This window comes from Pantoea rodasii (genome assembly GCF_002095465.1).
GTDB classification, from domain to species: domain Bacteria; phylum Pseudomonadota; class Gammaproteobacteria; order Enterobacterales; family Enterobacteriaceae; genus Pantoea; species Pantoea rodasii.
This window is the reverse complement of record NZ_MLFP01000086.1, coordinates 119,378-135,125: the sequence shown is the minus strand read 5'-3', so window position 1 is coordinate 135,125 and position 15,748 is coordinate 119,378. Positions and strand designations below refer to the sequence as shown.

General features: G+C 53.6%; 11 protein-coding genes, 1 tRNA gene and 3 pseudogenes. 8 read left to right on the top strand and 7 right to left on the bottom strand.

The features are described from left to right. Window positions 1–14: 14 nt before the first annotated feature. From vapB to yegS, 7 genes and pseudogenes are all read left to right on the top strand, one after another. A complete protein-coding gene (gene vapB / locus HA45_RS24025; protein ID WP_034824846.1) occupies window positions 15–248 on the top strand; it encodes a type II toxin-antitoxin system VapB family antitoxin in 234 nt (77 codons plus the stop codon). Beyond that, window positions 248–646, top strand: coding sequence for a type II toxin-antitoxin system tRNA(fMet)-specific endonuclease VapC (gene vapC, locus HA45_RS24020; RefSeq protein WP_100701008.1), 399 nt, complete (start codon window positions 248–250; stop codon window positions 644–646). Before vapB ends, vapC begins: the two co-directional genes overlap by 1 nt. Before the next feature lie 16 nt (window positions 647–662). Beyond that, a pseudogene (gene mdtD, locus HA45_RS24015) lies at window positions 663–2,068 on the top strand (multidrug transporter subunit MdtD). Next, window positions 2,065–3,455: pseudogene (gene baeS, locus HA45_RS24010) on the top strand (envelope stress sensor histidine kinase BaeS). The pseudogenes mdtD and baeS overlap by 4 nt, the downstream one beginning before the upstream one ends. A gap of 3 nt (window positions 3,456–3,458) precedes the next feature. Further along, a pseudogene (gene baeR, locus HA45_RS24005) lies at window positions 3,459–4,165 on the top strand (envelope stress response regulator BaeR). 139 nt (window positions 4,166–4,304) lie between these two features. Beyond that, complete coding sequence (trhP, locus tag HA45_RS24000) at window positions 4,305–5,675, top strand: prephenate-dependent tRNA uridine(34) hydroxylase TrhP (RefSeq protein WP_100701012.1); 1,371 nt, start codon at window positions 4,305–4,307, stop codon at window positions 5,673–5,675. Between the two features lie 228 nt (window positions 5,676–5,903). Further along, complete coding sequence (gene yegS / locus HA45_RS23995; RefSeq protein WP_100701013.1) at window positions 5,904–6,803, top strand: lipid kinase YegS; 900 nt, start codon at window positions 5,904–5,906, stop codon at window positions 6,801–6,803. 462 nt (window positions 6,804–7,265) lie between these two features. On the opposite strand, the gene HA45_RS23990 is transcribed toward yegS, so the two are convergent. Continuing rightward, on the bottom strand, window positions 7,266–8,387 hold the full coding sequence (locus HA45_RS23990; protein ID WP_100701014.1) for a Gfo/Idh/MocA family protein: 1,122 nt from the start codon (window positions 8,385–8,387) through the stop codon (window positions 7,266–7,268). Window positions 8,388–8,695: 308 nt separating this feature from the next. Between HA45_RS23990 and HA45_RS23985 the strand changes: the two genes are divergently transcribed. Further along, window positions 8,696–8,771 (top strand) — tRNA-Asn (locus HA45_RS23985). An 89-nt stretch (window positions 8,772–8,860) separates the two neighbouring features. Here HA45_RS23985 and HA45_RS23980 read toward each other — a convergent pair. The 6 genes from HA45_RS23980 to HA45_RS23960 form a co-directional block, all read right to left on the bottom strand. Further along, entirely contained in the window at window positions 8,861–10,516 is a 1,656-nt protein-coding gene (locus tag HA45_RS23980; protein WP_100701015.1) for a dipeptide ABC transporter ATP-binding protein, read from the bottom strand. Then, entirely contained in the window at window positions 10,506–11,771 is a 1,266-nt protein-coding gene (locus HA45_RS23975; protein ID WP_211280927.1) for a Sapep family Mn(2+)-dependent dipeptidase, read from the bottom strand. The genes HA45_RS23980 and HA45_RS23975 overlap by 11 nt, the downstream gene beginning before the upstream one ends. Continuing rightward, window positions 11,768–12,046, bottom strand: coding sequence for a hypothetical protein (locus tag HA45_RS27780; RefSeq protein WP_211280926.1), 279 nt, complete (start codon window positions 12,044–12,046; stop codon window positions 11,768–11,770). Before HA45_RS27780 ends, HA45_RS23975 begins: the two co-directional genes overlap by 4 nt. Next, the gene (gene opp4C, locus HA45_RS23970) at window positions 12,043–12,966 is read right to left on the bottom strand and encodes an oligopeptide ABC transporter permease (RefSeq protein ID WP_100701017.1); all 924 of its coding nucleotides are present in this window, start codon (window positions 12,964–12,966) and stop codon (window positions 12,043–12,045) included. Before opp4C ends, HA45_RS27780 begins: the two co-directional genes overlap by 4 nt. Next, the gene (locus HA45_RS23965) at window positions 12,963–13,928 is read right to left on the bottom strand and encodes an ABC transporter permease (RefSeq protein ID WP_100701018.1); all 966 of its coding nucleotides are present in this window, start codon (window positions 13,926–13,928) and stop codon (window positions 12,963–12,965) included. The genes opp4C and HA45_RS23965 overlap by 4 nt, the downstream gene beginning before the upstream one ends. Window positions 13,929–14,000: 72 nt before the next feature. After that, the gene (locus HA45_RS23960) at window positions 14,001–15,620 is read right to left on the bottom strand and encodes an ABC transporter substrate-binding protein (RefSeq protein WP_240629187.1); all 1,620 of its coding nucleotides are present in this window, start codon (window positions 15,618–15,620) and stop codon (window positions 14,001–14,003) included. Between the last annotated feature and the right edge of the window lie 128 nt (window positions 15,621–15,748).

Genomic DNA, 15,748 nt, shown 5'->3' with positions numbered 1-15,748 from the left:
TGAAGGAGGTTTATATGTCTCAAGGTACAGTGTTTACCAATAATCGTACGCAAAACGTGCGTATTCCTGCTGACGTGCGCTTTCCAGACAACGTGAAAAATGTCACGGTGCGTGCGATTGGCAAAGAGCGCATTCTCACACCAATAGAAAACGCCTGGGATAGCTTTTTCCTCGATGGTCCCAGCGTAAGCGATGATTTTATGAATGAACGTGCGTCACAGGAGCAATCTGACAGGGAAGATTTTTAATGCATCGCTATATGCTGGATACCAACATCGTTATCTATGTCATCAAACGCCGCCCGATTGAGGTTTTAGAACGCTTTAATGCCAACGTCGGGCGCATGGTCATCTCATCGATTACGCTTGCTGAACTCGTTCATGGTGCGGAGAAAAGTGCTTTTCCTGAAAGGAATCTACGCACTGTTGAAGACTTTATTTCCCGTCTGGACGTACTCAGTTACGACCAAAGGGCAGCATTCCATTACGGGTCGATTCGCGCTGACCTGGAAAAGAAAGGCACACCCATTGGTCTAAATGATTTACACATCGCTGCACACGCGCGAAGTGAAGCGCTAACACTCATTACCAACAACCTGCGCGAGTTTTCACGGGTGAACGGGTTAATCAGCGAAAACTGGCTTTAATACAACGGTACTCTCCATGAACTCGCAAAACGCCACCGTGCGCTGGCAGCTGTGGATCGTCGCCTTCGGCTTCTTTATGCAGGCGCTGGATACCACTATCGTCAACACCGCCATCCCTTCGATGCGCGCGATCTCAACGTCAGCCCGCTGAATATGCACTCGGTGATCGTGTCGTATGTGCTTACCGTGGCCATTACGCTGCCGATCAGCGGCTGGCTGGCAGATCGTTTCGGCGTGCGCAACATCTTCTTCTGCGCCATCGTGCTGTTCAGCATCGGCTCGGTGCTGTGCGCCTTCTCCACTTCGCTCGATCAACTGGTGATGGCGCGCGTGGTGCAAGGCGTGGGCGGCGCGATGATGGTGCCCGTGGGACGTTTGACGGTGATGAAAATCGTGCCGCGCGAGCAATACATGTCGGCGATGACCTTTGTTACCACGCCAGGGCAAATCGGTCCGCTGCTCGGCCCGGCGCTGGGCGGGATTTTGGTGCAGTACGCCAGTTGGCACTGGATCTTCCTGATCAATATTCCGGTGGGGATTATTGGCGCGATTGCCACGCTGACGCTTATGCCCAATTACACCATGCAAACCAAACGCTTCGATTTCCTCGGCTTTGTGCTGCTGGCGGTCGGCATGGCAACCTTGACGCTGGCGCTCGACGGCCAGCGCAGCACCGGTGGCTCCCCGCTGCTGCTCGGCGCGCTGATTCTGGTTGGCGTGTTCTCCTTATTGTTCTACCTGATGCACGGCCGCAACAACGACAACGCGCTGTTTAGCTTGAAATTGTTCGACAACCGCATCTACTCGATTGGCCTGCTCGGCAGCTTCATCGGCCGTATCGGCAGCGGCATGTTGCCGTTTATGACGCCGATCTTTCTGCAGGTGGGTCTTGGCTACAGCCCGTTCCACGCCGGATTAATGATGATTCCGATGGTGCTCGGCAATATGGGCACCAAACGCGTGGTGGTGCGCATCGTTAACCTGTTTGGCTATCGCAATGCGCTGGTCGGGGCGACTATCGCACTGGCGCTGGTGGTGTTGCTGTTCCCGGCCGTGGCGCTGCTCGGCTGGGTGTGGATGCTGCCGGTGGTCCTGCTGCTGCAAGGGATGGTGAATGCTATCCGCTTCTCCTCGATGAACACCTTAACGCTGAAAGAGTTGCCGGATGATCTGGCTTCGAGCGGCAACAGTCTGCTCTCCATGATCATGCAGCTGTCGATGAGTATTGGCGTCACGGTGGCAGGATTGCTGTTGGGGTCGTTCGCTCACGGTGCCGTCACCAATAGCGCGGCCGCTCATCAAACCTTTATTTATACCTATCTGTGCATGGCGTTAGTGATTGTGTTACCAGCACTGGTGTTCTGGCGCGTACCCAAAGATGTGAGTAAAAACGTGGATCTCAGAGGCAGGAGAAAAGCATGAAGCAGCCGTTGAAACTCGGCATTGGTGCCAAGTTGTTTGTGGCGATTTTTCCACCTGCATGCTGGTGATCATTACCATGCACTGGGGCGTGCGCCTCAGCTTTGAGCATGGTTTTGTCGATTACATCAAAAAGGGCAATGAGCAACGGCTAACCCTGTTAAGCGATGCGCTGGCGGACCAGTACGAGCAGCACGGTGACTGGGATTTTCTGCGCAACAACGATCGCCTGATTTTCACTATTCTGCGATCCATGGAGCAAAACCCCGGCAGCAGCACTCAATTGCCTCCGCACGGCTGGCGCACCCAATTCTGGATTATCGACCAGCAGTATAAGGTGCTGTCCGGGCCGCATTCGCCGGTCCCGCCGGAAGGCACGCGGCGCAACATCACCACCAGCACCGGCAAAGTGGTGGGTTGGGTGATCGCCTCGCCTGCTGAGCGGCTGACGCGCAGTACCGATATCAACTTTGATCTGCAACAGCGGCGCACCAGCTGGATGATCGTCACGCTCACCACACTGCTGGCGGCGCTGGTCACCTGGTTACTGGCGCGCGGTTTACTGGCCCCGGTGAAGCGGCTGGTGGATGGCACCCATGAACTGGCGGCCGGCAAATTCTCCACGCGGGTCGAGGTGGTCAGCAGTGATGAAATCGGTCAGCTGGCGCGCGACTTTAATCAGCTCGCCAGTTCGCTGGAAAAGAACGAAAGTAACCGCCGCGCCTTTATGGCCGATATCTCCCACGAACTGCGCACGCCGCTGGCGATCATGCGCGGTGAGCTGGAGGCGATGCAGGATGGCGTGCGCAAGCTGACGCCGGAAGCCATCACCTCATTACAGAGTGAAGTGGTGGTGCTGACCAAGCTGGTGGACGATCTGCATCAACTGTCGCTGTCTGACGCGGGCGCCCTCGCCTATCGCAAACAGCCCGTCGATGTGGTGAATCTGCTAGAAGTGGTGGCCGGCAGCTTCGGTGAACGCTATCGCAGCCGTGACCTGAAGTTGAATCTGGCGCTGCCGACGAAGGCAGAGAGCTTTGGCGATCCCGATCGTTTAATGCAGTTGTTCACCAACCTGCTGGAGAACAGCCTGCGTTACACCGATGCCGGGGGCGAAGTGCAGGTGAGCCTGCAGCAAAACGGTGAATATTGGCAATTACGCTTTGCCGACAGCGCACCTGGCGTCGATGCCGGGCATCAGGCACAACTTTTTGAACGTTTTTTCCGTACGGAAAGCTCACGCAATCGCGCCAGCGGCGGCTCTGGATTAGGCCTGGCGATCTGTAAAAATATTGTTGAAGCACATAGCGGCAGCATTTCTGCGGATCACTCTGATTTAGGTGGACTGCAAATCGCGCTAAACTTGCCGTATGTTCCTCACCAGAAATAACTTATGAGCCCGGATAATCACGATCCCCTGATCCTTATTGTTGAAGATGAACCCAAGCTGGCGCAGCTGATGATTGATTATCTGCAGGCGTCCAACTATCGCACCCACCATATTGCCGACGGCAACGAGGTGCTGGGCTATGTGCAGCACTCGCCGCCGGATTTGATGTTGCTGGATCTGATGCTGCCAGGCCGCGATGGCCTGACGCTGTGCCGTGAGATTCGCCGTTTCTCCGAGCTGCCGATCATTATGGTGACAGCACGCATCGAAGAGATTGACCGCCTGCTGGGGCTGGAGATTGGCGCGGATGATTACATCTGCAAGCCCTTTAGCCCGCGTGAAGTGGTGGCGCGCGTGAAAACTATCCTGCGCCGCGTCAAGCGATCGCCGGAAGAGGCGCAGCTGGCCTCGCACCTGCTGATCGATGAAGGGCGTTTCAGGCCAGCTGGCGCGAACAGCAACTGGAGCTGACGCCCGCTGAATTCCGCTTGCTGAAAACCCTGGCGCTGGAGCCGGGTAAAGTGTTCTCGCGCGAGCAGTTGCTGAACCATCTTTATGACGATTATCGTGTGGTCACCGACCGCACCATTGATAGTCATATCAAGAACCTGCGTCGTAAGCTGGAAAACCTTGATGCGGAACAGCCATTTATTCGTGCGGTGTATGGCATGGGATATCGCTGGGAAGCGGATGTCTGTCGCCTGATGTAACACTTAGCTTGATGTAGATCAATTTACTGCGGTACGGCCCTGCCTACAATTCCCCACCTTTTGCAGGGCCGCCTGATGCGGCTTTTGCACCTGCCATCGCCGATGGCATGCTGACCTGACATCAGTGAGAATTCCCTCCATGTTTAAACCCGAACTCCTCTCTCCAGCGGGATCGCTGAAGAATATGCGCTATGCCTTTGCCTACGGTGCTGACGCGGTGTATGCCGGCCAGCCGCGCTACAGCCTGCGCGTGCGTAACAACGAATTCACCCATGAAGTCCTGGCCAAAGGCATTGATGAAGCCCATCAGCTGGGCAAGAAATTCTACGTGGTGGTCAATATCGCACCGCATAACGCCAAGCTGAAAACCTTTATCCACGATCTGACGCCGGTGGTAGAGATGCAGCCCGATGCGCTGATCATGTCCGATCCCGGCCTGATTATGCTGGTGCGCGAAGCCTTTCCGGATATGCCGGTTCATTTGTCGGTGCAGGCCAATGCCGTCAACTGGGCGACGGTGAAATTCTGGCAGCAGATGGGGCTGACGCGTGTGATCTTGTCGCGCGAGTTGTCGCTGGATGAGATTGCTGAGATTCGCCAGCAGGTGCCAGATATGGAGATTGAGATCTTCGTGCACGGCGCGCTGTGCATGGCCTATTCCGGCCGCTGCCTGCTGTCGGGTTATCTCAACAAACGCGATCCTAATCAAGGCACCTGCACCAACGCCTGCCGCTGGGAATACCAGGTGGAAGAAGGCAAGCAGGATGAGATCGGCAATATTGTCGGCTTTCACCAGCCGGTTAAGGTGCAGGCGCCCACGCTCGGCATCGGCGCAACCACCGATCGCGTATTCCTGCTGGAAGAGAAAATGAAGCCCGGCGAAGTGATGAGTGCCTTTGAAGATGAGCACGGCACTTACATCATGAACTCGAAAGATCTGCGTGCGGTGGCGCACGTTGAGCGCCTGAGCCAACTGGGCGTGCATTCGCTGAAAATCGAAGGCCGCACCAAATCCTTCTACTACTGTGCCCGCACCGCGCAGGTGTATCGTCGCGCCATTGATGACGCCGCAGCGGGCAAGCCGTTCGATCCCGCTCTGCTGGAAACGCTGGAAGGTCTGGCGCATCGCGGCTATACCGAAGGCTTCCTGCGTCGTCATACTCATGACAGTTACCAGAACTATGAACAAGGCTTCTCGGTCTCCGATCGCCAGCAGTTTGTCGGTGAATTTACCGGCGAGCGTCGCGGTGACTGGGCGCAAATTGCGGTGAAGAACAAGTTCCTGCTCGGCGATTCCGTGGAGATCATGACGCCGCAGGGCAACCTGAACTGTACGCTGGAATCAATGCAAAATGACAAAGGCGCGGCGGTAGATGTGGCGCCCGGTGATGGGCATCGCGTGTGGATCCCGGTGCCGGAATCGGTGGATCTGGCCTTCGCCCTGCTGATGCGTAATTTTACCGACGGAAACAGCACTTACGATCCGCACGGAAAAAAACGCACATTTTGAAACAAATGCAGCGAAGTTAGAACAGGATCACAGACCGCCGCTGCGCCTCGCTTTAGAATCCCGCCTGCTGCTAACGAGTAACAATAAACAGCAGGTAGTACCAGGAACCACCTCATTCACCCGCCCGGCTCCCCCGTGCGGGTTTTCTTTTTTCATCGCCCGCCGATAAAGATCCTGCCGCAGCTATGCTATAACCACTGCATCGTATTTCGCATCAAGGAACTGATTATGCAAAACAAACCGCTCACGCTGCTGATCCTCAATGGGAAAGGCGCGGGTAATGAAGATCTGCGCGCTGCGGTCACGACGCTGCGTGATGAAGGTTTTAATTTAGCGGTACGCGTCACCTATGAAAAAGGTGATGGCGACCGTTATGTCAAAGAAGCGGTGGAGTTGCAGGCTGAGACCGTGGTGGCTGGCGGTGGCGATGGCACCATCAATGAAATCGCTACGGCGCTGGCCGCGATTCCTGCAGAGCAACGCCCTGCATTAGGTATTCTGCCGTTGGGCACCGCCAATGATTTCGCCACCAGCGTCGGTATTCCGCCGGAGATGGAACCTGCGTTACGCCTCGCGGTGCTCGGCAAGGCCAGCGCGATTGATTTGGCGCGCGTGAATGGCGATCGCTACTTTATCAACATGGCGACCGGCGGCTTTGGTACGCGTATCACCACGGAAACCCCGGAGAAGCTGAAATCGGCTTTAGGCGGCGTGTCGTACTTTATTCATGGTTTGATGCGTGTCGATGCGCTGAAGCCGGATAGCTGTGAGATCAGCGGTCCGGGCTTTGAGTGGCAAGGCGATGCACTGGTGATTGGCATTGGCAATGGACGTCAGGCAGGTGGCGGACAGAAGCTGTGTCCGGATGCATTGATCAATGATGGGCAGCTGAATTTGAGTATCGTAACGGCCCAGGAGCTGTTGCCGACGCTGCTGCATTCCCTGACGCGTAACGACGAGAACCCCAATATTGTCACCGCGCAGCTGCAGTCGCTGAGCATTCGCTCACCGCATGAGATGACATTTAACCTCGACGGCGAACCGCTGACCGGCAGCGAATTTGAAATTGAAGTGATGCCAGGCGCGCTGAGCTGCCGTCTGCCGCCGCAGTGCCCGCTGCTGGCGTGATGTTTGTCAGTTAGAGGCGGGAGAAATGCAGTCCGGGGGGCTAGGTTGCTGTTGATGACGTTGCGGGGATTAGGCTGCCTGAGTTGCAGGCGATAACGCAGTCTGGGGCCGCTTTGGGGCTGGCGGTCCTCGCGCCGCTAACGCGGTGCCTTCACTTCACTCGTCAGCCGGGCGGACCGGCGCAGACGGAACATCCCTGTTCCGGCTGCGCCTTTCGCCAGCATCCATGCTGGCTCTCCTGGCTTCCTCATTCCGTTCAGCGCTGCGAAATGCCATCCCCAAAAGCGGCCCCAGCCTGCTCATTAACTTTAATGCATGCTTTCAGAGGTGCTGCCTGTTAGACATTGCGCTCATTGGCTAACTTTGGCTGTTGCCATACACACTCTTTAAGGCTGCGAAATGCCATCCCCAAAAGCGGCCCCAGCCTGCCCATTAGCTTGATTGCGTGCTGCAAGAAGACCGTTACACCTTCATCCAGCGACGCTCTAATGCTGATACCGCGACCGCTTCCAGTACCTTCTGCACCTGCAAGCCTTCGGCAAAATCTGGCCACATGCGATCGCCTGCCGCGATGCCGTTGATCAAATCACGGATTTCCACGGTTTTCTGGTCGTTAAAGCCAATACCGTGGCCTGCTGATACGCAGAAGTTGGCGTAATCCGGATGGGCCGGGCCAGTCAGAATGGTTTTGAAGCCCTGACGTCCAGCCGGTTCATCATGGATATACAGCTCAAGCTCGGCCATGCGTTCCTGAGTGTAGCGCAGCGTGCCTTTGGTGCCGGTGACCACGTAGGTCAGGCCCATTTTGCTGCCGCAGGCGATACGCGAGGTTTCGAACACGCCGTGCGCACCGTTTTTAAAGCGCAGCAGCGCGCTGGCCTGATCTTCGTTCTCGACCGGCAGCAGACGTGAGTGATCTTTTGGATCGGGACGCTGGTTAATCACCGTCATCATATCGCCGCTGACTTCTTCGATGTCGCCCACCAGATAGTGCGCCATATTGACGATATGCGCCGCCAAATCGCCCAACGCACCTAAACCTGCCAGCGCTTTCTGGCAGTGCCAGTCGAGCGGGGTTTCCGGACGTGCCAGATAATCTTCGTTGTGAGTGCCGTAGAAATGGATCACTTCGCCAATTTCACCGCGCTCAATGATTTCACGCGCCAGCTGGCTGGTCGGGTTTTTCATATAGTTGAAGCCGACCAGGGTTTTCACGCCTGCCTGCTGTGCAGCCTGCACCATCTCTTCTGCATCGGCCACAGACAAGGAGAGCGGTTTCTCAGAGTAAACGTGTTTGCCGTTACGAATGGCTTCCAACGCCATCTCTTTGTGCAGGAAATTCGGGGCGCAGATATCGACCACATCAATGTTGGGATCGCGCACCAGCTCACGCCAGTCCGCCGTTGAGCGGGAAAAACCAAAGGTTGCCGCCTGTTTAGCGGCCAGTTCCGGATTCACCTCTGCCAACATTTCACGCACGATTTCACCTTTCAGCGCGAAAACAGTAGGTGCCTGAGCGTAGGCAATTGCGTGACAACGACCAATGTAACCACTGCCAATCATACCGATTCTGACTTTGTTCATGCTGCACCTGGAGTTGTGGGTAGAAATTGATATGGAATATATGTTTCGTTTTTCGCCCACACAACGGTGAAATGAAATAACTGTGATCAAACATGCGAGGTATCTGACAAAATCGACAAATCAGAATGTAATTTTGCATAACATTAGTGACTTACATCACAAATAAGCACCGCTCGTACGTTGCCCCAACGCTAAATGGCGTGGCAACCTGCGGAATTGACGCTTTATTCAGCAGTCAGTGAAAAATGTGGAAAAGGCCTTTGACAAGCCGATGGCCGCTCGTTACTATGCGCCCCGTTCCAAACAATTCCTCTGTAGTTCAGTCGGTAGAACGGCGGACTGTTAATCCGTATGTCACTGGTTCGAGTCCAGTCAGAGGAGCCAAATTTAAGAAGCCCGCTCAGGGAAACCCGAGCGGGCTTTTTGTTTTTCCGTGTGCCTTCACATCATCACTGCGTCCGTAGTGAATCCAATCAGACCGGCTGCTCCGCAAAAAGCCACGGTGCCCGCAGGCGGCGTTTCTTTTCCTGATACTGCGGATCGGGAAAGGGAATGCTTTCAATCAGTGAACGGGTGTAATCGCTCGCAGGCTGTGAAAAAAGTTCACTCACTTTGCCCTGCTCAACCACAAGGCCATTTTTCAGCACCAGCGCCGAATGACACAGACTGCGCACAACAGTCAGGTCGTGACTGATAAACAGACAGGCAAACTGATATTCGCTTTGCAGGCTGCGCAACAGCGTGAGGATACTCTCCTGGATCGAAACATCGAGCGCCGAAGTGGGTTCATCGGCAATCAGTAGCTGCGGGTTTAAGGCCAGCGCGCGCGCAATCGCAATACGCTGACACTGCCCTCCTGAAATCTCGTAGGGATATTTTTGGTGCCATACAGCGGGAATCCCGACGTGATCCATCAAAGATGTTATCCGTTTGCGGATGGCTTGCTCGTTGAGGGTCGAGTGCGTGCGTAAAGGCTCGGCAATTGACTGGCCCAGCGTCATGCGTGGATTCAATGAACCCAGCGGGTTTTGAAAAATGGCACCTATGCGGGATTTCATCGCTTTACTGCGCTGGCGGTTAGGGTCATAAATTGCTGCGCCAGTTAGCGTAATCGTCCCTCGATCCGGTTTGATGATGCCGAGCAGACTGCGGCCAATGGTGGTTTTGCCTGAACCGGATTCGCCCAGCAGACCGAGAAACTCGCCCTTTCCGATGGTAAACGAAACTCCATTCACGATGTTACGTCGCTGGCCAAAACCGGCTGGATAGCTGATGTGCAGATCGTCCACTTGCAACCCCGCGTCACCCTCCTCCTTAACCGCGACATAATGAGAAGAAGTGGATGGGATCGCCGCCAGCAGCTGACGGGTATAGGCACTTGCAGGCGTATGAAACAGGCTTTTCGTCGCGCTGTTTTCCTCAATTTTCCCCTGCCGCATCACAATCACCCGTTGTGCAATATCGGCGACCACCCCCATATCGTGGGTGATGAGCAGCAGCGCCATACCGAACTGGCGGTTAAGATTGAACAGCAGATCGAGTATTTCTTGCTGCGTCGTGACGTCCAGCGCGGTAGTTGGCTCGTCGGCGATCAAGATCTTAGGCCGACCCGCCAGTGCCATCGCAATCATTAGACGTTGGGTCTGGCCCCCTGAGAACTGATGCGGATAATCCTTTAATCGCTTATCCGCCTGTTGAATGCCGACCTGTGTCATCAAAGCGATGACGCGCGCGCGCCGTTGTGTGGCATTAAGAGCAGGCTCACACAAGGCAACCGTCTCCTCCAGTTGCATGCCAACAGAGAAGACCGGGTCCAGAGATGATGTCGGGTCCTGAAAAATCATGGCAATTTCCCGCCCTCTCAAGGCGGAAAGTTCAGCGCGATTTAATGTCAGTAGGTCTACGCCCTGATACAAGATCCTGCCGCTCACGCTGGCATTAGCCGGTAACAAACCCGGAATTGCTTGCGCAATAGCAGATTTACCGGCGCCCGATTCGCCAATGATAGCCAGGATCTCTCCGGCTGCCACACTCAGGCTGACCTGATCCACTGCCGTTACGTCAGCGCCCTGCCCTGGGTAACGCACAGAGAGCCCTTCAATAAAGAGTAAGGGCGCGTCAATCTGCATTATCGATCAAACCTTGTTGCAGCCAGCTGTCCAAACGCGGAATGGCCGTGGCATAGACTTTAAACGCGCGTTTCAGGTTTTCGATTGAAACAAACTCGTCAGGGCCATGCGGCGATCCGTGCCCCGCAGGGATAAAGTCAGGACGACCGTTGACGCTTTCACCGTTGAACAGGACCGACGCATCCCGGCCAAATCCTGGCCCAAAAGTGATGGAGTTAGGTAACACGCGGGCATGCGTGCCACCACCCATGGTGTAAGGCTCGGTTTTTGCCTCCGCTATCGCATCATAAGTTTGCTGCAAGCGCTTAACTAACAGGCTTTCTTTGTCGACATGCATCGGCGCATCGTCACGCAATATCGTTAACTTGCCGCCGAGTGGCGCAATGGCCTGCTCCAGCGTGGTCAATAACGCCGCCTTATCAGTCAAAATCGGATAACGAATATCCAGATAGATCGCCACACCTTGCGAATAGGGAATCGCTAATCCACCGTTCAAGGTCAATTTGCCAGTTAGCTGATCTTCAAAGCCGATCCCTGCGCCGTGGCCCCAGGGATCCGCCAGTAGCTGTGCAATCAGCGTTGCTGCGGTGAGGTCAGCATCTGCCAGTAATCCTGCGTCCACGGCGGCACTAAGCAGCAGGGGAATGGCATTTTGCGTGTTTTCAGGAAACGCGGCATGGCCGGATTTTCCATGGGAAACCAGCAGGACATCACTCCCCTCAGGCGTTATCGACAGCGTTTCTCGTTGCCCGGACGGCAAGTTGGCCAATGCGCTTTCAACAGCAGAGACAGTCGTTGCGTTAAAGCGCAGTGTCGCGCTGGCCGGAACGGCGTTTTCAGCCACGCCTGCCGACAATTGTCTCAATACCGGGCCTGTTGGGAGATGTAATATCAGATTCAGCCCCCCTTTTTGCGCGTAATTGACCGGGAACGCGCCGTCGGTGATAACGGAAAAGCGTGGAACCGGCCCGTGTTGGGCGAAATATTTCATATCGCCCATGCCAATTTCTTCTGCTCCCCCGTAAATAACGCGCAGTTTATGGTGCAAGGACAGCCCAAGATCGCGAAAGGCCCGCAACAGATAGAGGTCCAGCAGCGCCGGGCCTTTGTTATCCGATGCACCGCGACCAATGACAAACCCTTGCTGGTAGAACGGTTCGAATGGCGCAAAAGTCCAGTTATCGCCAGGCGGCACCACATCAAGATGCGAGATCAGCCCTAATTCCGGCGTGTCGCTGCGGCTATCAGAAATCACAGACAGCGCATGGCCTTGATGTTCTTCTGTGGAAATCCCAGTTTCTCCGCTTGCGCTTTAACATGCTGGAAAATCTCCTCAACCTCGTTGCCGTAGGGCTTGCCATCCTGCGCACGCTGTTCATCGGCAATGCTTGGGAAAGCCACCCACTGCAACAGATCCTGAATAAACTCTTCGCGGTGTTGTTCAAACCACTGCTCAATCTTCTGCGAGAAAATGTTCTCCTCTGCCGAGAGGTAGCCGGTAAAATCATGTTCCTGTCGTGATTCAGTCATGCGCCTTTCCTTTTAAAAAATCTCAACGAGTTGAAATGGATATCTTTGATGGGCACAGCGGGTCGCGGGTTTAACACCCGGGCAAGGCCTTCACCGATAAAGTTAATCGCCAATACCATCAGTACAATGGTCAAACCCGGCGGGATCCACAGCCACCATTCGTAATCAATGACTCGAATACTTTGTGCCGCTGAAAGCATATTGCCCCACGATGGCTGCGGCTGTTTTACGCCCAGTCCAATAAAGCTCAGCGCGGCTTCAGCAAGAATGGCATTTGCCACGGCGAGGGTGAGATTCACCACAATGGGTGCATAAGCATTTCTCAGCAAATGCCGCCAGACAATCGTAAAACTGCCCACGCCCATTGATTTTGCGGCCTGAACATAGCCACTTTCGCGCAGGGAAAGTAATTCTGCTCGCACCAGGCGGGCGATACCCGTCCAGTGAAGCACGCCGATGATAAGCACGACGTTCCAGAAACTGGCCCCCAATAGGGCCGCAAGGGAAATCGCCATCGCGTAGAAGGGAAAACACATAATGATGTCGGTTATGCGCATAATGATCATATCCGCCACACCGCTTTTATAACCGGCGATACTGCCCAGCAAGATGCCGAGTACTGCCTGGAAAAATACCGCAGCCAGCGCGACGGTAATCGAAACACGCCCGCCGTAAAGCAGCCTGGATAAGACATCACGACCAATTTCGTCCGTACCCAGCCAGTGTTCACTGCCTGGCGGCGATTCGATGTTGTATAAATCCATATCGGCGGGGCTATAGGGCGTCAGCCAGGGTGCAAGCAGAGACAAGGCCGCAAGCATCATCAGCAACATAAGCCCACTGACAAAGTATTTATCTTTCAGCAGAGGAGGGAGATAGATTTGCGAGCGCTGAGAAATATCGCCGTTATTGTGACTCATCGGGCCAGCCTTACGCGCGGATCGGCGAGCGCGTAAAGGATATCCGACAAAATATTAATCGCTAATGTAATGACCGCAAGGAAGAGCACCACTCCCATCAGCAAGGGATAATCGCGAGACTGGACAGCATCAAAGCTCAGACGACCGAGTCCTGGCCAGTTAAAAATAATCTCGGTCAGCAGTGTTGCTGATAACAGCGCCGGGATTTCCATGCCGACCACGGTAATCAGCGGTTTGGCCGCATTTCTCAGTAAGTGCGGATAGATAACCGCCGACCGTCTCACGCCTCGGGCAAACAGCGCCTTGATAAAGTTCTGATTAATCAGCTCACTGATACCTGAACGCAGATAGCGGCTAAAAATAGCAATGTTGCCTAATGCCAGGGTTATAGCGGGTAACGTGAGATGCCTGATGACATCGATTATATGATCAACGCCGGTAAAGTGGCTGCCGAGCGTGGTTACGCCTGAGACAGGAAGCCAGCGCAGGTTCATGGCAAAAAGTTTGACGAATAAAATGGCAATAAAAAACACCGGAATCGACATGATGACAAACGACAATAGCGAGACCGTGACATCGGCGGCTGATCCTCGGCGTAAACCAAGAAAAATACCCAACGGCAGCGCGACAATTAGGGTGATGAAAAGTGAACTGCCTGCTAATAATGCCGTGTTGAATATACGTTCACCGATCAGCGTAAATACCGGCACTCCACTCTGGAGCGAATAACCGAAATCACCCCACATTGCTCGCGAGGCCCAGCGAAAATATTGTTGCCATAGGGGATCAAGGTATCCGGCCTGGCGCAGCATTTCTTGTTTCTGTTCGGGTGTGGTTTCCGGTGAGATCATGCCTACCAGCGGGTCGCCGGGCTGGAGTTGAATCAAAAAGAAGACCAGCAGCGAGATGCCGATCAGAACCGGAATGGAAATCAGTACTCGGTGAAAAATAATCCTTAACATGAGAAATCCCGTACTGAAGTGAACGGGTCTTACAGCGTTTATACTCTGTAAAACCCGATGCTATGCAATGGGTTACTGTTTCACGGTCCAGTTAGCCACATCGGCGAAAGGTTCATAAGGGTAGGAATGATAGTGAGTCACTCGCTTGCTCAGGGCGTAACCGATATTAGGAATGTAGAGCCAAACGTGAGGCGCTTCTTGATTAATGCCTTTTAGCCAACCGTCAATACTGGTCTTAAGACGTTCAGGATCGATGGTGGTGGAAAACTCACTGGCGAAAGTATCCAGCTGTGGCGTTGAAAATCGTTCCCACCAAAAATTATTATCATATTCGCCAGGTCTGAAAGTCCCGCCCATCAATACTCCATCGTAGACTTTGGTTTTATCCTGCAATATGGAGAGCGTGGCGTTAAAATCGGCGACGTTCAGCACCACATTGATACCGATCTTTTTCAGGTTTTGCTGAATAATTGGCGCAGTTAACTCACGGGTGCGATTCCCTGTGGGGTAATTGAGGGTAAGGGTAAAGTTTTTGCCGTTCTTATCAACAAAGCCATCGCCGTTGCTGTCTGTCCACCCGGCCTCTTTTAATAATGCCTGCGACTTTTCAGGGTTATAAGCATAATCATTCAGCACCTTGGGATAGTAAGGGCTGTGTGGGTTATCCTTGGTATTGAAAACCTGACCGTGACCGTAAAGTAATTTATCAACAATCGACTTTCGGTCAATGCCATACACCAGTGCTTGTCTGACGCGTCGATCCGTCAGTTTTTCATTACGGGTATCCAGTGACAAATATTGTGCGCCTACGCCCGGTTGCTCAATGATTTGAATACCGGCATTTTTGTAGGTCTGTAAATCGCGGTTATTCCATGATGAGAGTTCGGCGATATCAACATCACCATTAATAAGCTCATTTTGGACCGTCTGCGCGCTCGAAATTTTAAATATCAGCGTCTTCGTTTTCGGAACCCCACCAAAGTAATCATCATTTCGTTCAAGTTGAACGTACTGGTCTGGCAGAAATGCCACAAACTTGTAGGGGCCTGTACCGACAGGATTTCGTAATAGCGCAGTGGCTTTGTTCCACTCCTTCACCGGGACTTGACTCCAGATGTGTTTAGCCAGCACAGGGCGGTCGGCAAAATGAGAAAACGCCGCCGCATACGGTGCCTTAAAGGAGAAACTGATGGTTTGCGGGTCGATCACCTTGATGCCAGCCAGATGGTCGGTCTTACCTGAATGGTAATCTTCATATCCCACCAGGTGCTTTACAAAGCCGGGGGTATCTTTGGGGAATCCCGCATCAGCCTCCGTGGCATAAGTAAAATAGACGTCTTCGGCGGTAAAAGCCGCGCCGTCATGCCATTTCACACCGGGTTTTAAATGCAGCGTTAAGGTCTTGCCGTTATCAGAATATTCATAATTTTCGGCGAGAGAAGGCTTTGGATTTTGTTGCTCATCCAATGTAAACAGGCGACCGAATAGGGTGAATATAATTGAGCGATCGTAGTCAGTGAAATACAGCGTCGGATGGAAATTACCGCTGGGATTACTCCATATTGCATAACGGATTATTGAATCAGTACTGTTATTTTCTGCGGCTGTTACGTTGAATAATGTCAGACTCATTGCAACAAAAACGACTGATTTTGAAAATACTTTCATTCCCACCCCAGATAACGTTGCCATAATTCACTCTGTGGATGTCAGAGTTGAATTAAAGAATATGTCCATCGCTGATACGATAATTTTTGCAACGTTACTGTTTGAAACAATTACAAGCAAATATAATGATTAGTAATGGTTATCTGATTATG